Annotated in this window: 22 protein-coding genes and 1 other RNA gene; 8 read left to right on the top strand and 15 right to left on the bottom strand. The window is 42.0% G+C overall.

The window, feature by feature from the left end; translation table 11 throughout:
* Positions 1-111: 111 nt before the first annotated feature.
* The 3 genes from NJ959_RS08795 to NJ959_RS08805 all read left to right on the top strand — a co-directional run bounded on the left by NJ959_RS08795 (position 112) and on the right by NJ959_RS08805 (position 3,000).
* On the top strand, positions 112-1,263 hold the full coding sequence (locus tag NJ959_RS08795) for an NAD-dependent epimerase/dehydratase family protein (protein ID WP_254011380.1): 1,152 nt from the start codon (positions 112-114) through the stop codon (positions 1,261-1,263).
* Between the two features lie 140 nt (positions 1,264-1,403).
* A complete protein-coding gene (locus NJ959_RS08800) occupies positions 1,404-1,700 on the top strand; it encodes a hypothetical protein (protein ID WP_254011381.1) in 297 nt (98 codons plus the stop codon).
* Positions 1,701-1,866: 166 nt separating this feature from the next.
* Positions 1,867-3,000 (top strand): glycosyltransferase family 4 protein, encoded by a 1,134-nt coding sequence (locus NJ959_RS08805; RefSeq protein ID WP_254011382.1) that lies wholly within the window; start codon positions 1,867-1,869, stop codon positions 2,998-3,000.
* 115 nt (positions 3,001-3,115) lie between these two features.
* Here the strand turns inward: NJ959_RS08805 and NJ959_RS08810 are convergent, their stop codons facing one another.
* Complete coding sequence (locus NJ959_RS08810; protein ID WP_254011401.1) at positions 3,116-3,292, bottom strand: hypothetical protein; 177 nt, start codon at positions 3,290-3,292, stop codon at positions 3,116-3,118.
* A gap of 538 nt (positions 3,293-3,830) precedes the next feature.
* Between NJ959_RS08810 and NJ959_RS08815 the strand changes: the two genes are divergently transcribed.
* A complete protein-coding gene (locus NJ959_RS08815; protein WP_254011383.1) occupies positions 3,831-6,488 on the top strand; it encodes a GAF domain-containing protein in 2,658 nt (885 codons plus the stop codon).
* Positions 6,489-6,683: 195 nt separating this feature from the next.
* On the opposite strand, the gene NJ959_RS08820 is transcribed toward NJ959_RS08815, so the two are convergent.
* Complete coding sequence (locus NJ959_RS08820) at positions 6,684-6,929, bottom strand: hypothetical protein (RefSeq protein WP_254011384.1); 246 nt, start codon at positions 6,927-6,929, stop codon at positions 6,684-6,686.
* A 524-nt stretch (positions 6,930-7,453) separates the two neighbouring features.
* On the opposite strand from NJ959_RS08820, the gene NJ959_RS08825 reads away from it, so the two are divergent.
* On the top strand, positions 7,454-8,071 hold the full coding sequence (locus NJ959_RS08825; RefSeq protein ID WP_254011385.1) for an alpha/beta fold hydrolase: 618 nt from the start codon (positions 7,454-7,456) through the stop codon (positions 8,069-8,071).
* A gap of 87 nt (positions 8,072-8,158) precedes the next feature.
* Here the strand turns inward: NJ959_RS08825 and NJ959_RS08830 are convergent, their stop codons facing one another.
* Entirely contained in the window at positions 8,159-9,028 is an 870-nt protein-coding gene (locus NJ959_RS08830) for a pentapeptide repeat-containing protein (protein ID WP_254011386.1), read from the bottom strand.
* Positions 9,029-9,091: 63 nt separating this feature from the next.
* Between NJ959_RS08830 and NJ959_RS08835 the strand changes: the two genes are divergently transcribed.
* Positions 9,092-9,556: a VOC family protein gene (locus tag NJ959_RS08835; RefSeq protein ID WP_254011387.1), complete on the top strand. Its 465-nt coding sequence runs from the start codon at positions 9,092-9,094 to the stop codon at positions 9,554-9,556.
* A gap of 142 nt (positions 9,557-9,698) precedes the next feature.
* Here the strand turns inward: NJ959_RS08835 and psaJ are convergent, their stop codons facing one another.
* Complete coding sequence (gene psaJ, locus NJ959_RS08840) at positions 9,699-9,827, bottom strand: photosystem I reaction center subunit IX (protein WP_254011388.1); 129 nt, start codon at positions 9,825-9,827, stop codon at positions 9,699-9,701.
* 108 nt (positions 9,828-9,935) lie between these two features.
* Positions 9,936-10,430 carry a Photosystem I reaction center subunit III gene (locus NJ959_RS08845; RefSeq protein WP_254011389.1) on the bottom strand — a complete coding sequence of 165 codons (495 nt, stop codon included), beginning with the start codon at positions 10,428-10,430 and terminating at the stop codon, positions 9,936-9,938.
* Between the two features lie 245 nt (positions 10,431-10,675).
* Between NJ959_RS08845 and psb32 the strand changes: the two genes are divergently transcribed.
* Positions 10,676-11,428 carry a photosystem II repair protein Psb32 gene (gene psb32, locus NJ959_RS08850; RefSeq protein ID WP_373693631.1) on the top strand — a complete coding sequence of 251 codons (753 nt, stop codon included), beginning with the start codon at positions 10,676-10,678 and terminating at the stop codon, positions 11,426-11,428.
* A gap of 69 nt (positions 11,429-11,497) precedes the next feature.
* On the opposite strand, the gene NJ959_RS08855 is transcribed toward psb32, so the two are convergent.
* The 5 genes from NJ959_RS08855 to NJ959_RS08875 all read right to left on the bottom strand — a co-directional run bounded on the left by NJ959_RS08855 (position 11,498) and on the right by NJ959_RS08875 (position 14,820).
* Entirely contained in the window at positions 11,498-11,881 is a 384-nt protein-coding gene (locus NJ959_RS08855) for a DUF4346 domain-containing protein (protein ID WP_254011390.1), read from the bottom strand.
* Positions 11,882-12,126: 245 nt separating this feature from the next.
* The gene (locus NJ959_RS08860; protein WP_254011391.1) at positions 12,127-13,323 is read right to left on the bottom strand and encodes a GNAT family N-acetyltransferase; all 1,197 of its coding nucleotides are present in this window, start codon (positions 13,321-13,323) and stop codon (positions 12,127-12,129) included.
* A gap of 35 nt (positions 13,324-13,358) precedes the next feature.
* Positions 13,359-13,763 (bottom strand): type II toxin-antitoxin system VapC family toxin, encoded by a 405-nt coding sequence (locus NJ959_RS08865; RefSeq protein WP_254011392.1) that lies wholly within the window; start codon positions 13,761-13,763, stop codon positions 13,359-13,361.
* On the bottom strand, positions 13,763-14,005 hold the full coding sequence (locus tag NJ959_RS08870) for a YlcI/YnfO family protein (protein ID WP_254011393.1): 243 nt from the start codon (positions 14,003-14,005) through the stop codon (positions 13,763-13,765). The genes NJ959_RS08865 and NJ959_RS08870 overlap by 1 nt, the downstream gene beginning before the upstream one ends.
* Positions 14,006-14,118: 113 nt before the next feature.
* Positions 14,119-14,820, bottom strand: a complete 702-nt coding sequence (locus tag NJ959_RS08875) for a RibD family protein (protein ID WP_254011394.1) — start codon at positions 14,818-14,820, stop codon at positions 14,119-14,121.
* A 541-nt stretch (positions 14,821-15,361) separates the two neighbouring features.
* On the opposite strand from NJ959_RS08875, the gene NJ959_RS08880 reads away from it, so the two are divergent.
* Complete coding sequence (locus NJ959_RS08880; RefSeq protein WP_254011395.1) at positions 15,362-17,413, top strand: ATP-binding protein; 2,052 nt, start codon at positions 15,362-15,364, stop codon at positions 17,411-17,413.
* Here NJ959_RS08880 and NJ959_RS08885 read toward each other — a convergent pair.
* The 5 genes from NJ959_RS08885 to rnpB form a co-directional block, all read right to left on the bottom strand.
* Positions 17,410-17,982 (bottom strand): calcium-binding protein, encoded by a 573-nt coding sequence (locus tag NJ959_RS08885; protein ID WP_254011396.1) that lies wholly within the window; start codon positions 17,980-17,982, stop codon positions 17,410-17,412. The genes NJ959_RS08880 and NJ959_RS08885 overlap by 4 nt on opposite strands.
* Before the next feature lie 218 nt (positions 17,983-18,200).
* A complete protein-coding gene (locus NJ959_RS08890) occupies positions 18,201-19,277 on the bottom strand; it encodes a Gfo/Idh/MocA family protein (protein WP_254011397.1) in 1,077 nt (358 codons plus the stop codon).
* Positions 19,278-19,305: 28 nt separating this feature from the next.
* Entirely contained in the window at positions 19,306-20,013 is a 708-nt protein-coding gene (gene rnc, locus NJ959_RS08895) for a ribonuclease III (RefSeq protein WP_254011398.1), read from the bottom strand.
* Positions 20,014-20,024: 11 nt separating this feature from the next.
* Positions 20,025-20,297 carry a DUF4058 family protein gene (locus NJ959_RS08900; RefSeq protein WP_254011399.1) on the bottom strand — a complete coding sequence of 91 codons (273 nt, stop codon included), beginning with the start codon at positions 20,295-20,297 and terminating at the stop codon, positions 20,025-20,027.
* 157 nt (positions 20,298-20,454) lie between these two features.
* Positions 20,455-20,891: RNase P RNA component class A (gene rnpB / locus NJ959_RS08905), an RNA gene on the bottom strand.
* Between the last annotated feature and the right edge of the window lie 119 nt (positions 20,892-21,010).

Consider the following 21,010-nt stretch of genomic DNA (forward strand, 5'->3'; position numbering starts at 1 on the left):
ACTCCCCACTCCCCCAATCAATCGGGTTGTCAATTTCAGGATAGTGGTGTGAGAGTACCCGAAACCTGATACATTTAGCCAGTATCGGCAAGCAAAATTTTTGGTTCAAGTATGAAAGTTGTGGTGATTGGGGGCGATGGCTATTGTGGTTGGGCTACCGCGCTCCATCTTTCTAACAGAGGATATGAAGTCAGCATTATCGATAACCTGGTGCGCCGCTACTGGGATGTCCAACTCGGTGCGGAAACACTGACTCCCATCGCTTCGATTCAGCAGCGTATTCAGCGATGGCGAGATCTCACTGGTAAATCTATCGACTTGTTTATTGGCGACATCACCGATTACGATTTCCTGATTAAAGCACTCCACAAGTGCGAACCGGAGGCAATTGTACACTTTGGCGAACAACGATCGGCTCCTTTCTCGATGATCGATCGCGAACATGCTGTCCTGACTCAAGTCAATAATGTCGTAGGCACGCTCAACATATTGTATGCTATGCGACAAGATTTCCCAGATTGCCATTTGGTTAAGCTGGGGACGATGGGCGAATATGGTACGCCTAATATTGATATCGAAGAAGGCTACATCACTATCGAACACAACGGGCGGAAAGATACTTTACCCTATCCCAAACAGCCAGGAAGTTTCTACCACCTTAGTAAAGTCCATGACAGCCATAATATTCACTTTGCTTGCAGAGTTTGGGGCTTACGGGCTACAGACTTGAATCAGGGGGTTGTTTATGGTGTCCTGACAGAAGAAACTGGCATGGATGAGATGCTAATTAACCGCCTAGACTATGATGGCGTATTTGGTACAGCCCTCAACCGTTTCTGCATTCAAGCCGCCATCGGTTATCCTTTAACTGTATACGGGAAAGGCGGACAAACTCGCGGATTTTTGGATATTCGGGATACGGTTCGATGTATGGAAATTGCGATCGCAAATCCCGCAGATCCCGGTAAATTCCGCGTCTTTAATCAGTTTACTGAACTTTTCAGTATTGGCGATTTAGCGGAAATGGTACAGAAGGCGGGGATAAAAATGGGACTTGATGTCGCAATCAATAATATCGACAATCCCAGGGTTGAGCTAGAACAACACTATTTCTATGCAAAAAACACTAGTCTCTTGAGTTTAGGTTTAGAACCTCACTATTTGTCTGATTCTCTGCTTGATTCTTTACTCAATTTTGCCCAAAAGTATAAGGATCGTGCGGACAAAGAGCAAATCTTACCCAAGGTTTCTTGGAGAAGATAGTTATTGGTTGTTGGTTATTGGTTGTTAGTTGTTAGTTATTGGTTATTGGTTATTGGTTATTGGGTATAAAGAACAACAAACAACAAACAACTAATAACAAACAACTAACAACTAATAACAATACATGAGGAATTAATGGAGTGAAACAACGACAAATTATTCTATTATTTCTTGTTGTTATACCCGGTTTCGTTGCTGCTGCTATAAGTGGATTTTTCTTATTCCCAGATTGGACAGCACTAGATGCTAGCCACAGACAATATCAGCAACTAGCTCGATCTCCATCCTCAACTATACGTGACTTGTCAATTGCCCAAGCAGGGGAAAATAGACATAGAATAAATTGTTTCGCTGAAGGGATTGGTGTATTGTTAGGTGGGGTAATTACTGCTATTGGCATTCATGGTATTTGTACCCTGCCTGACAAACAATCTTAAAGCATCAATTCAGCTAAAGTCAGACTCGCCATTCCCCGAAATAGTTCTCAGTTTTGAATTAAAACTCAAAACTCAAAACTCTCTTCCCCATCCCCCGTAATAGTTCTCAGTTTTGAATTAAAACTCAAAACTCAAAACTCAAAACTCAAAACTCTCTTCCCCCTTTATGCGGATAGCCTTATTTACTGAAACATTTTTACCCAAAGTTGATGGCATCGTGACGCGCCTGCGCCACACAGTAGAACATTTGCAGCGTAACGGCAATCAGGTGCTGGTTTTCTGTCCTGATGGTGGACTAAAAGAATATAAAGGCGCTAAAATTTACGGTGTTTCGGCTTTCCCATTACCCCTATATCCAGAACTTAAATTAGCCCTGCCACGCCCAACTATTGGCAAAGCTTTAGAGAAATTTAAGCCAGATTTAGTTCATGTAGTAAATCCAGCAGTATTGGGTTTGGGAGGACTATATTATGCCAAGGCACAGCAAATTCCCACTATCGCGTCTTACCATACTCATTTACCTCAGTATCTCCATCATTATGGGTTAGGCATTCTCGAACCTGTCTTGTGGGAATTAATTAAGGTAGTTCATAATCAAGCACAGCTCAATTTATGCACCTCAACGGTAATGGTAGAGGAATTGAGAGGGCATGGGGTAGAAAGATTAGACTTATGGCAAAGGGGTGTAGATACCGAGACATTTCACCCAGACTTAGCATCTGTTAAAATGCGATCGCATCTTTCCCAGGGACACCCAGAAAGCCCCTTGCTCCTTTATGTCGGGCGACTGGGGGCAGAAAAAGAAATCGAACGAATTAAGCCCGTAATGGCAGCCATCCCCGGCGCTCGTTTAGCATTAGTGGGTGATGGTCCCAATCGTAGTAATCTAGAAAAACATTTTGCTGGAACTCCGACTAATTTTGTCGGGTATCTCAAAGGGAAAGAATTGGGGGCAGCTTATGCTTCTGCTGATGCCTTTATTTTTCCTTCGCGGACAGAAACATTGGGATTAGTGTTATTGGAAGCAATGGCAGCAGGTTGCCCGGTAGTCGCCGCCCGATCTGGAGGAATTCCTGATATCGTTACAGATGGGGTCAATGGTTACATGTTCGATCCTACAGATGAAGAAGGCGCGATCGCGGCAACAGTGCATCTCTTCGAGCAAAAAGCAGAGCGGGAAACTCTGCGGCAAAATGCTAGGGCAGAAGCAGAAAGGTGGAGTTGGGCTGCGGCTACCCGTCAGTTGGAAAATTATTACAAATCAGTGGTTTTTTCTCAGTCTATGTCATCTGCTGCTTGAAATGGGGAGGGGAGGATGGGGAGTGGGGAATCGATTCAGAATCATTCTGCCTCATTTTCTATTTCTATCCCTCTTCTGTCACTCTCCGGATTCAAGAAATAAGAAATTAGACAGATTATCCAGAAGAATAAAATGGTTGAAATTGATTAATTGCACTAATTAGATTATTAAATCCCCGCAACAAGTTAGAATTAGGAAAGTTTTTATACTCGGCACAATATTTGTCTATCACCGAGACTGTCGAATCTGGATCTCTGGCTAGATGTTTGAGGATTTGTAGTTCTACATCCATTGTTCTACCTCCATCCTAGCATTTTTATTTTCTAACTCCTTGATTAATAATACCCGGAAAGTGACAGAAGAGGGGTATCGAAATGAACCACAGGTGCAACTCACACTCCTGACTTGGATGGCGAAGCTAGACTAAGTAGGAAGTCAAAGTGGACAGAGTATTCTGGTATTCCAGTATTGGAATTCTCCTTCTTCTGCAATGTGGCAGAGGGTGGGCACTCCCCCCTAGAGAAGTTGAAAAGCTGATGATTACGTTAGTGGGGAGTGCCCACCCTACCGTTACTGAAACTGGTGCAAGATCTGAGTTGAAACAAAATTGGGACGTATTCTCAGCTTATCAAGAGAATTTGAGCTTTATTTGGGCTTGAAATTTGTTTAAGTCCCGTTAGCTCAACCTCACCCAGCCATGTAAAATTTTGTAAAGTATCGATCGGCTAGACTAATTAAATAACAGAAGCTTCCGCTGGAGTAAAGAATATATATATAACGGCGCATCTACAGACCAAATCCTAAGTATAGCTGTTTCACAGCCACCAAATATGACACTTTCCAACACGGGTAGTGTTCTCGCTACACTCACCCAATTAACCCAACTCAATCGCACCAGTGTTTTAGCTAGCAAAGTTAAAGACGCATCCTTTCCCGAATTCATCTGTTTGTTAGACTTCATCACCGCCGAATTTCAGCAATTTTTGCGGGCGTTGGAGATGATCAACCACGATGCTCTAGAAACTATGCTAGAGCAAGTGATGGATGCCTTTACCGTAAAAATTGGTCAAATCCTCCAAGCAGATCTTACCACTATTTTTCTGGTAGACACTGATAAAGGTCAATTGTGGGGAAAACTACCCCAAAATAATACCAACGCCGATAGAGAAATTCGTATTCCCCTCAATCTTGGTTTAGTAGGCCATGTTGCCACAACTGGCGAATCTTTAAATATTCCAGATGCTTACAACCACTCACTATTTAATCAAGAAGTTGATGAGCGCCCTGGTTATCGTACCAAATCCCTCTTGTGCTTGCCGATTGTCAACAGCAGTAAAAAGGTAGTTGCTGTGGTGCAGCTATTAAATAAAGCAGGGGAAGTACCCTTTGATACTAAAGACGAAGAAAGCTTCCGAGATATTGCCAATTCCATTGGGATTATTCTGGAAACTTGCCAATCTTTTTACATGGCTGCTCGCAATCAACGAGGGGCGGCTGCACTATTAAAAGCGACGCAATATCTAGGTCAAAGTTTGGACTTAGAAGCGACACTTCGTCTAGTAATGGATCAAGCCCGGGAACTGATGCAGGCAGATCGATCTACTCTATTTATGCTAAGTAGAGAAAGGGGGGAACTCTGGAGTAAAGTAGCGACAGCAGATGGCGCAACTTTCATGGAAATTCGCATTCCAGCTAATCGCGGCATTGCAGGTTATGTTGCCTCAACTGGTCAATTATTAAATATTCCAGATGCCTATAAAGATCCCCGATTCGATCCGAGTACTGACCAAAGAACAGGGTATGTGACAAGGAATATCCTTTGTATGCCTGTGTTTAACTCCGAAGGTCATTTAATTGGCGTTACTCAGCTAATTAATAAAAACCAAGGTAGCTTCACTAATTCTGATGAAGAGTTTATGCGGGCGTTTAATATTCAGGCAGGTATTGCTCTGGAAAATGCTAAACTTTTTGAGAATGTTCTCCTGGAAAAACAATACCAGAAAGATATATTGCAAAGTCTTTCTGATGCGGTAATTTCTACAGATATGCAGGGGCGAATTGTCACTATTAATGATGCTGCTTTAGGCTTGTTAGGTTTTCCCCTCCAGCAAGTTGATGGAAAAAATCGACTCTTGTGGGAGGGTAAACTCATCGGTCGTTATGTCTGGGATGTTGTACCGATTGATAGTCTGAAAGGACGTTTGCAGGAGAGTTTGACTACGGGTAATAAGTATTATTTGCCAGAGCAAAGTTTGACTGTTGGGTTGGTGAAATATCCTGTGACTGGAGTTGTAAATGAGGGAAACAGGCAGGATGCCTCTTCTACGATATTGGGAGATAAGGAGGAATTGCTTAATGGTGAAATTAAGTCTCAGTCTAGCGATGATAATAGTCTCTATATTCTGGCTATTCCTAAGAGCGACGATCCAAATATTTATATCCCTTGGAATGAAATATCTTGGAATTTACAATCCTCAACTTATCTGACTAAGGATGCCATCCAGGAAATTGAACGGAGTATTAATTTAACAGTTAATCCTCTAACTAATCCACAAGGAAAGGTGCGGGGTGGTTTGGTGGTTTTGGAAGATATTAGCCGGGAAAAACGGCTCAAAACTACCATGTATCGCTATATGACTCCTGGTGTAGCCGAGCAGGTTTTGGCGTTGGGTGAAGATGCCCTGATGGAGGGAAGTAAAAAAGATGTCACTATTCTATTTTCTGATATCCGGGGTTATACGACTCTGACGGAAAATTTAGGTGCATCTGAGGTGGTTTCTCTACTGAATAAATATTTTGAAACAATGGTGGAGGCGGTTTTCAATCATGAAGGTACTTTGGATAAATTTATTGGGGATGCTTTAATGGCGGTGTTTGGCGCACCTCTACCTTTGAAAGAAAATCATGGCTGGATGGCGGTAAAATCAGCGTTGGATATGCGCTGGCGTTTGGCTGAGTTTAATGAACCGCGATTATTGAATCATCAACCCCTAATTCATATTGGGATTGGGATTAGCTCCGGAGAGGTGGTATCTGGTAATATTGGTTCCCATAAACGGATGGATTATACCGTAATTGGGGATGGAGTCAACCTCAGCGCTCGTTTGGAAAGTGTGACGAAAGAGTATGGGTGCGATATTATCTTGAGTGAGTTTACCTATAACTTGTGTCGCGATCGCATTTTCGTCCGGGAGTTAGATAAAATCAGAGTGAAGGGCAAGAATCAAGCGGTTAGTATTTATGAGTTGATTGGGGAAATTGAAATGCCCCTCAATGATGCCACTCAAAAGTCTTTGGATTTTTACGCAGCAGGGCGCAAAGCTTACATTAATCGGGACTTTTCTCAGGCTATTACCTACTTTGAAGAGGCGCGTCAATTAAAGCCGAGGGATCAACCTATTATGATTCATTTGGAGCGTTCAAAAAATTATCTGGATAATCCACCTCCAGATTTTTGGGATGGGGTTCATACAATGACTACTAAGTAGTTTATTTGAAGTTACTTTCAAATAGCTAAAACTCACCTCTCCCCCAACCCCTCTCCTAAGAGGCGAGGGGAGTTACTTTAATTTATTCTTTTCTCGCTGAAAGAATAAATATTGGAGAGGATATATCTGTAGGGTGTGTTATGCGGAGCTAACGCACCATTACTACTATATGTAGTTTGGCTCCCTAAGTTATGTTCATTTTGAAGTCACTTCATCATCACAGCTTCCTACCCACCGACATTCCTTTTTTTTGTCATCCCTAGCCGCGAGAAGAAATGGCGATTTATCTTTAATGTTAAAGGTAATCTGAGTTATCCTCCCACTGAAGATGAAAAAAGGTGAGGTATTTAGTGATGAAGCCTGATAACTAGTGAAACTTTGACATACCTGGATAAATACAATGGGTAATGCCATAGTCATACTCAATACTTTATTATTCATTTTTCTCCTGTCATAATTAGTGAATGATTCCGTTCTTTTTTATATACATATTCTTTAATAATTCCTGGAAATCAGGACGATTATGCTATAGTTTTGTAAAGATATGATGTATTTAATTGTATTGACATCAAATCGGCCCCATTTGTTTCCATCATAGAAAAAATGATCAAGCTGTAGGTAGCAAATATTACACTTATTAACACCGTGGATACCTTACAATATCGTCAAAAAGTGCGACAACACCAATTCACCGATCTCAAAAACCCGGTTTCTCCAAGAAACCGGGTTTTTTAACCCCTATAGGCGGATAAAGCCATCGCAGTTGTACAGATTCTCGCTTTAAAGTAAAATCAAACTGTTGCTTGTTATTTGTTGTTTATTGATATTCATTGAATATAATCTATCATCTCTATAACAATCTACAAGGGTATCTGAGCCAATTGCCATCTAACAACCAACAACCAACAACCAATAACCAATAACCAATAACCAATAACCAATAACCAATAACCAATAACCAACAAATGAACGATAACCAACAAATGAACGATAACATAAAATCTAATTACTTAGAGATTCAAAGAGCAAAAATCCATTATCTGGAAGATGGAGAATCCGCAACCAAATCTGTACTTTTTCTCCATGGTGCAAGTTTTAGCGCCCAGACTTGGCAGGAAATAGGTAGTTTAAAACTACTAGCAGAAAAAAGTTATCGAGTGGTGGCAATAGATCTCCCAGGATATGGCACTTCCCAGAATAAATTCACCTCTCATCCAGAATTTTTGCGAGAATTGATCCAGGAATTAAATTTACAGAAACCTATTTTAGTGTCTCCCTCTATGAGTGGAGGATACAGCCTGCCTTTTATCGTTAAATATGCAGAAAAATTAAGCGGATTTGTGCCTATTTCACCCGTAGGTATTCCCGGCTTTTCCCAGCAACTGCAAGGAATTACACTCCCTACCCTAGCGATTTGGGGCAGTAATGATGGTATTGTTCCAGTAGCTCAAGCAGATCTTTTATTGGAAATGATGCCAAATGCTCGTAAAATACTTTTACAAAATGCAGGCCATGCTTGTTATATGCGAGCAACTGATGAGTTTCATAAACAATTGCTCCATTTTATAGAAAGTGTTTATTAGGAAATTGGAAATGCTCCTTTAAATTTCAAGCAAAAATTCCTGCTGAAATCAGTAGGCGTGTTCAATTTACGGAGCAATATTAATTTTTTAGTTAGATTGAGGTTTTCTAGATGGGATTGGTATTGTTTGTCCCGTATAAACAGAGAGAACTTCACCATAACCACTCACCTCAATTTTGCCATCTTTGACAGATACTAAAGTCCATTCACTCGTGCCAATAAGTTCTCCCACATTTACTCTTTTAGTATTACCATCTATCTCAAATAAAGCAGCAGAATTATCTCCTAGTTGAATCATTCCTATTAAAACAATCTGAAGATTGGGTATTGGGGATTGACTCTCAATAGTGGGTGTTGAAGATGGTATCGGGCGATTGAGAATTGGGGTTGGTAGTGGAATACTGGCTTCTGGCAATTGTCTTGGCAGAATGATTGGTGTGGCGGGTTCCCCTAGTAAGGGCACTTGTCTTCTTGATTGCGGGGGAGCTGACCTCACTAGTGGTTGAGATCTCGACGATGTTGGTATTCCTAATATTAGAGGTGTTGCCGCCCTTGAAGATACTGGTTGCGATCGCGCTACTGTAACAGTTAATATTGGTATTCCTCTCGTGCCGCTCAGTGAAGCTCCCAGTAAATTAGTCCGATCCAGATTAGCATTAGTCAAGTAAGCATTATGAAGATTTGCTCGACTTAAATTAGTACCACTCAAATTTGCTCTACTCAAGTCAGCTTGGCTCAGATTAGCACCACTGAGATTAGCACCACTGAGATTAGCATCAACAAGAATAGCCAAACTTAAATCTACTCCCCTCAAATCAGCATTCTTGAGATCGCATCCCGTACATTCTTTAGTTTCCAGTAACCGCTTAACATCTTCAGGATTTCCTGCTTGAGTTGGAGTTGCAAATCCCAGCGTAGAAACAATCGCAGCCGCTAACAGATTTTTGAGTTTAATCATCAAGACACCTCTGTACCTCTATGTTAAAAAGATAATATCTTATATTTGCCCAAATTACCCATTATGATATCCCACCCAAACACCATCAAACCAACCCTTACCGCTGGACAACTACGTCGAGTCCACCATATCGCCTTAAACGTGTGCGACATGGAAGCATCGCGCCACTTTTACGGGGATATACTTGGACTCCATCAACTTACAGGAGAAGAAGTTCCCAGTACATTAAAAGAGTTAGTAGCCGCTGGGAAAGTGACCAATTTTATTACTCCAGATGGCACTATTTTAGATTTATTTTGGGAACCAGAATTATCACCCCCTAACCCCGATCCTTACCGCCAATTTACCCGCGCCAATCACTTAGCTTTTGATATCGCGCCAGAGTTATTTGATGGAGCAGTTGAAGTCTTAAAACAGCATCAAATTATTATAGACCATGGTCCAGTAACTCGCCCTACTGGAAGGGGGATTTATTTCTACGATCCAGATGGCTTTATGATAGAAATTCGCTGCGATCCAAAAGTCTAAAAACCTAACCCCCCAGCCCCCTCAATTGAAAACCCCTACCATTCACGGCAGGGGTTTTCAGATTAGAGTCTTGATTGTCAGGAGGGTTTAATTCTTGGCAAGATATCAACACCCTGAAATTCAGATTAAATTAGGTGTCACACTAAGGCATGGGATGGAATAGCAGATCCGGGAAAAAGCGGTTAAACTCAATCAAAATTCCCGCTGTAAAGGTTAACCAACCCGCGATTAAAACCGGAGCCAGGGTGAGGTACTTGACGAAATATTGCATCGATATTTCTCCTAAAAAGGGTTTGTAGGTTAATCGATTTTCGACCTTGGATATTGGATTTATCGCCTAAGCTTTTAAATCCAATATACCCAAATTAAAAAATCAGAACTAGCGAGGTGATACGGTAATCTCGTTATCTTTGGCAAACATATTACCAGAGAGGTATTCTTGCACAGCAGCTAGAGGCCATGCAAAGCCGAAGAGCATTTTGCTGAATGCCAAAGGTACATCGATGATGATTTCTTTTTCTTCTGCATCCGGTCCTTTTTTGATGGCTTGGAGATAAGAACGACCAACCCAACCAATCCAGCCCGTGATATACAAAAAGAGAATACTAGGAATCAAAAAGTCACCAGCGCGGCTCAAACGACCATCCACAATCAAGTGGGGTAATCCTTCTTCTCCGCACAAAGCCTCAGAATAACGAGCAAATCGGTTTGCTCCTGAGTTGGGATCGCCAGTAGTATTGAGAGCTGCAGCAGCCCGTTGCTGAAAAGCAGCCGATTCGCTGCAAGGGGTAAGATTGTCTAGATCGGCAGAAGCAGGGCTGACGAAACTAAACCATATCGTGACGGCAAAAAGCAGAGCCAACAATCTTCGCATAGACTTGTTCCTTTGTTACAAAATCGTCTACCTGGGATAACATTTTAAGCATCAAGGGGTTATCCCGTTACAGAATCACGGTTGACCTTTATAAAACTTCATCTTTCTTCTTGTCTGCCACCATCCCTGTTTCCGTCTCTTCCCCTGGGAACCCTACCACACCCTGATTTATTGAGAATTTAGGTTTGGTCTCGGTTTATATAGTATTTTGGGAAAAAAGGCAATCTTGAGAGGGAATAAAATAAATGAGAGGAATCTTCGATCGACTATACAAAAGATCCAATTCCTTGGCACACTTACTGCAATCTGCTTGCCACAGGGCAACGCTATCGCTATTCTTCTTCCTGATGATTGGCGGATTTTTGGCTGCGCCCGCCTACGCCACTGGTGTCTATGAAATGCCTATCGTCAGCGCGGGGGAACCCACTTGGGTGATTGACAAATCGGAAGTCATCAGCCGCCTGAATGAAGGGGCATTGAGTAATACTTTGGAGGAGTTAGCCAAAAAGACTGGTAATGAAGTGAGGCTGGTGACGTTTCGCCGCCTAGACTACGGTGAGACAGCGACTAGCTTTGCCAAAGGATTGTTTAAAACATGGTATCCGACACCGGAAGCCCAAGCCAATCAAACCCTACTGGTTATTGATACTCTCACCAATACCACTGGTATTGTGACAGGGGAAACCGTCAAGTCAATTATGCCTGACGAAATTGCTGATAGTGTAGCATCGGAAACTGTAATGGTTCCTCTCCGTGAGGATAACAAGTACAATCAGGCATTTTTAGATGCTAGTGTCCGTTTAGCTACTGTACTTTCTGGCGAACCCGATCCCGGTCCTCCTGTTGTGGAAGACAAGGTTCAGGTAGCTGGTACTTTTACCACTGCTGAAGAAACTGATACCAAAAATTCTACCATCTGGGTTGTTGTCTTATTGATTGTGGCTACAGTTGTCCCGATGGCGACTTACTGGTTTTATCAGAGTTATTCTGGAGGTTAGAGGTTAGAGGTTAGAGGGGATTAGACTATTAATAGTTCCCTCTTACCTGTTCTATTTTAACTGGACTGACTAGTCTTGAATATAGTCTTTTCCAGAAATTAAAGCAAACTCAGCCCGGACAAACTCCCTTCCTAAATAAGCAGCATGATCTAGCATTGTTACCGGACAGGGTTGAGTTTCTTCAAAAATCTTAACGGAAAGTTCCTTAGCTGTTCTCCCTGTAAATACAGTAGAGTGGGTTCGTTCAACTTTACCTTTTGCGGGGATGACTTCTCCTGTATCGGGATTAACGGCTAAACCGCGATCGTCGATTACATTAGTAAAATGTTTAGCACAAATTAGTCCTCCATCTCCATCGACATAGATCAGAAAATATCCGCCTGGATCGAGATCGATATGACGCTTGGATAGTTCGTTATCAATTGTACTAAGGGATTCGGCTGTTTGAGTCATATTCCGCGATGCTTGATATGCGTGACTGTTTTGGTGATGCTACACCTAATCAGACTCAATCTTAGTCTACTTTTGTCCAGAAAAGGAGCCTCAAAATGACTGAATAACGCTTAACATCAGCAAAACACCACCATGTTTTAGTAGTTGTCTGCCTCAACCGCATCCACCTAGACGGCTATACTAGTCCAGATACTGCGATCGCAAAATTGATTGAGATGGGCTACAATCCAGAATTGCGCTATCAACTAAACCTCACTATCCATAGAAATCTCCCGCTTACTAAACGGTAAATCCTGATTAATTGCATCAATCTCCTCTTCTTCCATCTCATTAATCTCCCCAATATAATGCCGTAAAATCTGAGTCATTCGTTGATTGTAAAAGCGGTGGAGGCTGTGGTTAGGTGCGGCGGGGAACCCTCGCCGTCTCTTATGTTGCCCACCTGCACCAGGATCGAACATCTGAATGCCATTTGCGATCGCCCACTCAATCGGTGTATAGTAGCAAGTATCGAAATGGAGGCAATCAAATTCTGCCAAACAGCCCCAATATCGACCGTATAGTTGGTCGCCTTTATTGATACAAAAGGATAATCCGACGGGATGTTGAGGATTCTGCTCGTGATAAGCGGCAACTAATAAAACGCGATCGCGATAATTGGGATATAACTGCTCAAAAAACTTCCGAGTCAGATATTTACTCCCCCACATAAACTTATCACAGGTGCTGCTATAAAAATTGTAGATTAACGGAAAGAATGATTTAGGAATATCATCCCCCCTCTTAATTTCTAGATTTAAACCTGTCGATACTACAGCTTTTCTTTCCCTTTTAATATTCCGGCGCTGATTAGCATTAAAAACACTGAGATAGTCATCAAAATTATTAAACCCTTTATTTTGCCAAACATAGCTATGGTGCAGCCAACTAGTAAAACCGTGGCGTTCCATCACAATTCGCCATTCCGGATCTACAAATAAAAAGTGACAGCCGCTCAGGTTATTCTTATCGCAAAAATGATCGATAGCCGCCACCATTATTTCTGTTAACTCATCCTCATCTTCTCCCGGTGCAATTAAGAATCGGTAGCCAGTAGCAGGTGTAAAAGGGGTCATTCCTAATAACTTGGGATAATATTGAATCCCCAAACGGTGGGCTAAATCTGCCCACTGTTGATCGAATACAAATTCACCATAACTATGACCTTTAATATAAAGAGGAGCAACAGCAATTAGTTGTCGTTTTCGCCAGACTGTCAGATGATTTGGTAACCATCCTGTTTTAGGTGTAGCACTTCCCGAAGTTTCCAGATTATTCAACCATTCCCATTCTAGAAATGGTGTTTTAAGAGGTTGGGCGAAGGTATCCCATTCAGTTTGGGGAATATCGGCAATACGGTTAACCCAAGTTATGGAATAGTCAAGTTGACGTTGTTGAAACATTAGATTTTTTACGGTATCTCCAGAGCGATAATTTTCTACGACTGTCGCCAGTTTTCAGTTTGCAAGCCAGGAATTCGGTCAAATTCCCGCTTATTGGCAGTTACCATAATCAGATGATGTTGAAGTGCAGTAGTAGCAATGAGTACGTCGTAAGCACCAATTGGCTGTCCCTGAGATTTGAGGATACTACGAATCTGAGCAGCTTGTTGAGCTTCTAGGATACCGAAGGGAAGGAGGGTAATGGAAGCGAGAAAGCTGTTAATAATGGGTTCAATTTTTTGGGCGCGTTGGGGATTGAGTACCAATCCGTAGCGCAATTCCATCACCGTGATAACGGATATAGCGATGTCGGTGGGTGGTATTTGTTTGAGTCGGAGTTGAGTAGCAGCTTCTCCTTTGATAAAGTCGCTAATGACACAAGTGTCGAGCAAGTAGCGCATTAAAATAACTCCATTTCAGGAGGTGGGAGGAGATCCTCACGGTAAAGCTCAAAAGCTGGGAAGTCTGGAGTCCCTGTATAAGATAGGATAGCATCTGACCACTCTGATACTTTGGTTTTACTGCTTTGAGTAAGTTGCTCAAGAGATTCAAGGATAAAGTTTTCCAGGGAAATATTGAGTTGGTTAGCGCAGCGGGCAAGGTGTTGTTCTAGTTCGTCGGGGAGTTGAATTGTGATTTGCATTAGATTTCCTCCTTTGAGGTTATTATATAACAATCTTCAATGATTGGTAAGATTAACCTTGTGAAAATAGATTACATCTATCGTCTCTACATCTCACGAATCACCCAGAATTTCTATAACTGATTGAGAGTTGTTTTATCTCGTTGCCGTCGATAGTGGAGAAATACTTCCTGGTTAATTCTTTCTACCTCCAATAATTCCAAATGCTTTGCTAATTGTGCGACAAATCCCTCACCCCCTACAGGAGTTGGTGCTGTTGCACCACCTAAAATTAAGGGACAAATCGTTAACCAGACTTCATCAATTAAATCGACAGCTAGTAGAGATGCTACTAATTCACCGCCACCTAATACAGCTAAACGTTGGATGCCCATTTCCATTAGTTTTTGGCAAGCATCGTGCCAATCAATTCTACCTCCATCGGATTGAACGACCAAAATTTGCTCAAAACTACTACTTCCTGAATCCTGTTTTTCTTGCCATTGTTTAGCACCAACTGACGTAGTTAGTAACCAGCGAGGAATCTGTTGCCGAAAAAAACGTAACTGAGGGTCAAATTTAGCAGAATGAGAGCAAACAATCTGTACGGGTTGAGGTGTCATCCCTTGTTGGCTTCTCAGTTCTAACAATTGGGGATTAGATACAGTTAGAGTTGTACCATAGGCGCGGAGGGTTCCCGCACCGAACAAAACCCCGTCAGCCAAAGCCACTTGTTTTTCCAAATGAGCTAGATCCGCACTGGAGGAGAAGCGGGCAGGCGATCGCATTACATCAGCAATCTTACCATCTACACTCATGGCAAGGACTACTGTCATCTGGATTCTATTGATGGTAGCGTCTTCAGGCATAAAACTAGAGATGTTTCCAAGGTAGGGATAATACAGCAGATTGCAGGTTTATGAAGTACATCTCAGAAACCGGGTTTCTTTGTACCTCAGATACCTAAAAATTGCTGTAAAAGCCAAGATTCATCGATAATTTAACGGGGAGTTAAAGATTGTTATCATGAAAACCTGTCACCTTTGTCTTAACATTGTTGAAAGTTTGCCATTGAAGATAGAGGATGGAATAGTCCCCATTATCACATTCCCCGTCAACAACCAGCCATTAAATCCGCTGATTGAGGCAAGGTAAAACCCTCTCTTGGGCATCCACCAACCAAACTGATTGCCAGAATTGGCTTTAAGGTGTTAAATTTATTCGTTTATCAAAAGTTTTCAATGGTCTCTAGGTTATTCTATATTAATGTCCTCTTTCAACTAGTCAAGCACTGATGTCAATTCAGTACCAAGTCAATCGCCGACACGATTAAATAGCCCGACTGGGCTTTCTCCTTCAATTACTACCAGATGCCCTATGGCTAATCCAGGTCAATCCTCCTTTCGTCGCATCCTACTCTCCCGCCTGTTACTCCTAAGCGTACCAGTTTTATTAACAGGGGTTTACGTTACCTATAGAAAAGCACGTTCGACTCTTTTGGAAACTGCTCGCCACAATCTCACTGAAAGTGCTGAGGCAAAAGCTGAGAATATTAACCAATCAATTGCTGCGCTAAAAGTTAACCTATTGACGGCAAGTGAATCTGTGGTGCTACAGTCTCAGTCAACAGAAGCTTATCAAGAATTTATTAATCGACTTGCCAAACAATTACCTACCAAAATTGATTGCATAGAGTTGAGTGATATCCAGACAAAAAAAATCGTTGCGAGTACCTGTGGATATCAATTACCCTTGAGTCAGTCAGCGAGTTCGTCTTGGTTAGCTCAGGAAAAAAGTAAATTAGACTTAGAGCCTTCTCAGGTTTATGTGACACCAGTATTACCAGAGAAATCACCAGCCGCAGCGACGGACAAAGTTCATCAAACAAAATCTAACAGTCAACTCACATTACTTTTTAGTGCGCCGATTTATAATAACGTCGGTCAACTGAAATATGCTCTAAGTATTCAATCAAATCTCCTCCAGCACAAGAAATTGGAGTCGGGTTCCTTAGTTGGCTATCCAGTAGTAATTAGTCAGGATGGCACTATCCTAGCTCATCCGCTACAGGAACGTATAGGCAGAAATATTGCCCAGGAAGCAGATGTAGCCAGACTGGAATCTGCTGTCAAAAATGCCATCGCAGGTAGGCAAAATTTTCAACATCTCTTCTCCTTTGACAAAAATGGTGTAGAATTCATTGCTGGTTACACTGCGATTGATAGTCCAGTTACCAGCGAGGATAACCAAAAATGGACAATTTTAGCTGTCACTAGTTTAGATAGTGCCCTATCAGGTTTGAAAGATATTCAGCAAGTGTTATTTATTCTAACTTGCTGCTTAATGATAGTCAGCTTTTTGGTAACACTTTACGTTGCTCGCGACATAGCACTCCCTGTAGAAAAACTGAGAGACTATGCCATCAATGAATCAGATCTTCAATCGAAAGATCGTATTCCGCAAAACTTTAAAATCCGGGAATTGAATGAATTATCTAAAGCTCTTGATGAGATGATCGAACGCATTAAAAAGGGAGCGGAAGAAGTTGAAACTGCATGGAAAGAAGCCCAAGAAGCTAATAAACTCAAGAATGAGTTTCTCGCCAGCACTTCCCACGAATTAAGAACACCACTTAATGGCATTATTGGCTGTATCCGGCTGGTAAAAGATGGCTTCTGCGATGACAGAGAGGAAGAAATAGATTTTTTACAGCGAGCAGATGATGCCGCTCTTCACCTGTTAGGAATTATTAATGATATTCTTGATATTGCCAAGATGGAATCAGGTAAACTAACGGTGGAAATTGAGCCATGCGATTTGCGTAAAGTCCTGGATGAAGTGATTAATTTACAGGAAGTTCCTATTCAAAATAAAGGGATTGAGTTTAATATCAAAGACTTGCATGAAGTGATTCCGATTTATGCAGATCCAGCTAAACTTAAACAAGTCCTGATTAATGTGGTTGGCAATGCCACTAAATTTACTGATTCTGGTAGCATTACAATTAATACACGGATAGAACCCATAAGAGATAAAAATCAGGAAAATAGCTCTAACCTGCCAATAGGAATCGAACATAGCTCCTCTTGCGTAATTGTTACCGTTAGAGATACAGGAATTGGTATTGATCCCGCTCAACAGTCTAAACTTTTTCGTCCTTTTGTGATGGTTGATGGTACAACGACTCGCAAATATGGGGGGACTGGACTTGGTTTGGCTATTTCCCGAAATTTAATGGAAATGATGAATGGTACTATTACCCTATTTAGTGAGGGAAATGGCAAAGGTTCGATTGTTGAAATTACTTTGCCAATTATCGATTTTAGATCGGAAAGCAGCGATAAAATTGTCAGTAGTCAAAACTCGCTTGATTCCATTCCCTCCTCGGTATCCAATGCCGATAATAATGGAAAACGGGCAAAAGATTAATAAATTAGAATATAGATTCGATTCACCGAAAAACGAGTGTCGGCACCTAATCCACCATTGAGAGTGTTGTTGCCACTGTTACCAGTAATCACGTTGTTATTGCCGTTACCAGTACCATTAATGTTGGCAAAACCCGTCAGCGTCAAGTTCTCAATTCCAAACCCTTGTCCACCAGAGACTGTACCAGGTGCAAGGGAATAGCTAACCGAGGATAATACCGTATCTACACCACCAAGAGCATCGTTGAAGTTTTCCCCCACCACATCGCCTACGTTATCCACAATGTAGGTGTCGCTGCCATCACCACCATTCATTTTGTCGGCACCTAATCCACCATTGAGGCTATCGTTGCCATTACCGCCATTGAGGCTATCGTTGCCATTACCGCCATTGAGGATATCGTTGGTGCCAAGAGCATTAAGAATGTCGTTACCGTCGAATCCGTTGATGGTATCAGGCAAATCAAGAAAGGGGAAATCAATGATGCCATTCAGAGCAGGGCGAAAGATGAATGGAATACCGTTGACGGTATTGTTATCATTAAAATTGCTACCATTAATGGTTGCCATAATTAGGCTCTCCCTTACTGATGAACTAATTTACGATGTTAGTACGCTCAATGGTAGATTTTTCTTATTGCTCATGTAAATTAAGTAACCTTCATATAGCTTCGTTATTTATCATGTAAATTAACTAATCGTTCTGTAACTGCGCAAGTGAATATTAAGAATCATTTACATTCTTGGAAAGACTTATTATGTGAGGATGATGACTTCTGATAAATGATTCAGGAGGGTGATGAAGGTGGAATCGTAACCGCTTTCCCCCCCTCTGCCAAGGATTGAGAGAGACAATTGAGAATCTGTACCAAATCAGCACCAACCCAGCCAGAAGATACAGTTGAGACTTCATTAGATCTTACACTAGCAAGAAAGCGATCGCAAACCACCCCCAAAGGTTCCTTTTTCTCAATTTCCATAACTTCACAGCGAATACCCGCAGGATTAAAAAATTCCCCTTCTTGCTGAAAATATCCGTGCTGAATTGTTAGGGGAGTCTCGCTCTGCATCTCATCAAAAATTAAAGTTCCCCGACTTCCCACCACTGCTAAACGTCGCTGTTTATCAGGATTGCTCCAACATAGGTGAATCTCCGCCAAAAAGCCACTAGGGTAAGTGAGAGTAACCCGTACAAAATCTGCCAAACCTTGAGCAGGTAACGGATAATATTCATCTCTCTCACCTCTGTCTTCTTTCCCCTCACCTTTTTGCAGCCACACCTTACCAATAGCTTGCACTTGTACTGGTAATTCTCCCAACCAGTTATTAAAAATAGCAATATCGTGAATCGCTAAATCCCAAACTGCATCTACATCTTGACGCACCGGACCTAAATTAGTACGGGCTGCATAGCCATAATGCAATTCTCCCAAACATTCTGACTCTACCACCTCCTTTCCCCGTGTCACGGCTGGATGAAATAAATAAGTATGATCTACCATAAGTTGTCGCTGTTGTTGTTGAGCAAGGCGACATAATTCCAGAGATTCTCTAGCTGTCAGAGTCAAAGGTTTTTCTGCCAAAATATGGTAACCTCGCACCAAAGCATCCTGAATTAAAGAATAATGAGTTACTGCTGGTGTCGCAATAACAACAGCATCTATTTCAAGAGTACCTCGTAGCGATTCCCAATCAGTAGCCAAAACCACATCACTATTAAAATTTAATCTATTTTTCAGCGTTGTTAAACGTTCCAAAAAAGGATCGACAACCGCCACAAGCTCCGCATCGGGGTGTTCCCAGAAATTCCTGACTAAATGCGTACCCCAACGCCCAGCTCCTAATACAACTATTTTCGTTTTCATAATTTGTCCCTTGTAATTTGTCCCTAAATTAATTAGCCATTACCTTAGTAAATGCCTGTTTTGCAGCAGCTTGTTCTGCTACTTTTTTAGAACGCCCTTTCCCTTGCCCCAATTTCTCTTCTTTAATCCATACTTCAGCAGTGAAGCGTTCGGTATCATCGTGGACAAGACTATTTTCTGTAATGCGATAGTCGGGCAGAAGTTTGTAGTGAGATTGAGTCCATTCTTGGAGAGCATCTTTATAGTTTTGGCGGGCGGGATCTTGGCGAATTTCTATTGCTAATTTTTTAAAGTGTGGATCTAACCAAGGACGGACGAGTTTTAGAGTGTGAGTACTGAGATATAATGCACCTAACACACCTTCAAAGGCATCGGCTAACCTTGAAGTCAAGCCCGTAGGATCGGCGGCTGCACTGTGAGAAACCAGCAAATAACGCCCCAGTCCATAACCTTGAGCCACCTCAGCCAAAATGCGATCGCTCACCAACACAGAACGAATCGCCGCAAATTCACCCACTGGGGCATCGGGATAGATTTCAAATAATAACTCAGAAGCAGCAATCCGCACCACTGCATCACCGACAAATTCTAATTGTTCGTAATTGGCATCTGGAGAAAAACTAGGGTGAGTCAGCGCCAAGTCTAGTAAAGACAAATTCACCTCTGCATTATCTGGTAATCCTAGCTTTTGCAGTAATTTTTGTAGTTCTTTCTTGCGTCTGGAATCAATCGCCATCCTTCAATTTGTTACCTCAATCCTTTCTCTCGTAACTGTCCATCTAGCCAATCCATCTCTTCTCCTGATAGAGATGATACGGGATTACTGCTATAGTCTATTGCTATATCATAACCCGCTCGGTCATACACGCGATCCAATAACGCCTGTAAGTCTACCATTGGCAATCTATCCTCGTTACGCAAGGGTAGGGGAAATGTAGAAATTCGATCTGGTAAATTAAACTTATATATAGCAATAGACAAGGCAGTTAAGGAATCAATAGTGAGGGGAGGGTGAAGCATTTGCGCCCAGAGTTATCGGTAACACCATCGTCTGACTACGCAAATGCTTCACCCTGCCCGGATTTATCGGTAATTTTGTATTTGAGGCATGGTAAAGCATTCAGATATAAATATTGTGTCGGTTATATAACAATTAGCACCATTAACCATAAAAAAAAGAGAGAGTAGGACATAAGCCGGATTCTGTTCTCCAGGCTGTTACCAACCTAAAGGGTAGTTATCTATCTGGGATGCCTGTTACCAGACACCTCAAGCGGCTCTAATTGGCGGGAGCGGTAAAAAACCAACCGTACTCCCTTCGGCCTTGCACCCAACCGGGGTTTACCGAGCCAGCACCTCTCGATGCTGCTGGTGCGCTCTTACCACACCTTTGCACCCTTACCAAATTTGTCCTTTGTCATTAGTCACTAGTCCTTTGTTGTTTGCAAATAACTAATTACCAATAACAAATAACAAACTGGCGGTATCTTTCTGTGGCACTATCCTCACAGTCACCTGCACTGGGCGTTATCCAGCAAGTTTGGTTTTTCGGGAGTCCGGACTTTCCTCAGATTCACTCTTGCAAGCAAACCCGCAACCACCTGCGCCTACTCTCTCCCTCTTCTAGTCTATATGAAGGAGGTTGGAGATTTGAGGTGGGAGACAAGGGGGACAAGGGCTGGCTCTTATACACTTCTGACGCTGCCGACGATCGACTCGGTGTAGATTCCTGG

The organism is Limnofasciculus baicalensis BBK-W-15, from assembly GCF_024178385.1.
GTDB lineage: Bacteria > Cyanobacteriota > Cyanobacteriia > Cyanobacteriales > Coleofasciculaceae > Limnofasciculus > Limnofasciculus baicalensis.